The 566-nt window shown below is 36.9% G+C and carries 1 pseudogene; it reads right to left on the reverse strand.

Features of this window, described 5'->3' with window-relative positions:
* Positions 1-566, reverse strand: a pseudogene (locus tag ACFIJZ_RS10135) (damage-inducible protein); the annotation flags it as partial.

The following is a 566-nucleotide window of genomic DNA, read 5'->3' on the forward strand; positions in this document are numbered from 1 at the left end:
ACATCAACACCTTCAGAAAGACAGCGTACATTGGTAAGTACACGACAAGTATTTTCCCCCGCATCTTCCTTTAACCATTCAAGTTGTTTTGTGCGCTCTTTAGCACTAAAGGTTCCATCAATATGGGCAAGGGTACAGTTAAGAGGAGGAGTATCTTTACAGTTCTTATGAAGAGCGCGCAAAGATTCTTGCACTTTTTCTTTTTTGAATCTCTTGCATATGCGTTTAGAAGTCTCAATATCTTTGCAAAAAGCTAAAGCTCTACGCATGGGCTTGGGGTCATCTTTAAGATCAAGTTTTAGATCCATTTTGGTAAGAGCTCTATAACAGCCATTAATCTTGGTCCTATCGTCAAGAATAAGTTCATAATTCTTATCGGTAATAAGATGTTGAATGGATTGGCTTACTTCTTCTTCGTTAACAACTAATATGATAACTTTACAAGGTGCTAACAGCTTATCCTCTAAAGCACGTGAAAAGTTGTAAGTATAAAGTTGTTTGCCATAGAGTTTTTCATTATCCATGGACACCAAAACGTTATTGGATAAGAAAGCATTCCTTTTCAG

Source organism: Bartonella sp. CL70QHWL, from assembly GCF_042194855.1.
Classification (GTDB): Bacteria; Pseudomonadota; Alphaproteobacteria; order Rhizobiales; family Rhizobiaceae; genus Bartonella.